1 pseudogene is annotated in these 491 nt (G+C 67.8%); it reads right to left on the reverse strand.

Features of this window, described 5'->3' with window-relative positions:
- Positions 1–180: 180 nt before the first annotated feature.
- Positions 181–491: pseudogene (locus tag EOA29_RS39740) on the reverse strand (cobaltochelatase subunit CobT); the annotation flags it as partial.

Raw genomic sequence — 491 nt, forward strand, 5'->3', positions numbered from 1 at the left:
AGCGAGCCCCGGTCGAGGCGATCGAGATTTCGGCGCGGCCGACGTGGAACTCTGTGATCGGCCGCGCCGAAATCTCGATCGCCTCGACCGGGGCTCGCTGGGCCGCAATCGCCGGCGAAACCACCGCGCAGGTCAGCATGCAGGCGAAAACCGTCAACCGGAATCCGCCTCGCGAAAAGATCATCCGGCGCGCCGCAGGCCGCCGCGCCGCGTATCGCGCGCGCTCTCCTCGCCGAACAGCGAGGCCAACTGCTCGGTCATGGCGCCGGCCAGTTCCTCCGCATCGACGATGGTGACGGCGCGGCGATAGTAGCGCGTGACGTCGTGGCCGATGCCGATGGCGAGCAATTCGACCGGCGAGCGCGTCTCGATCAGCTCGATCACCGCGCGCAGGTGCCGCTCCAGATAGTTGCCGGGATTGACCGAAAGCGTCGAATCGTCGACCGGCGCGCCGTCCGAGATCATCATCAGGATCTTGCGCTGCTCGGGCC

Source organism: Mesorhizobium sp. M1E.F.Ca.ET.063.01.1.1 (assembly GCF_003998155.1).
Taxonomy (GTDB): domain Bacteria; phylum Pseudomonadota; class Alphaproteobacteria; order Rhizobiales; family Rhizobiaceae; genus Mesorhizobium.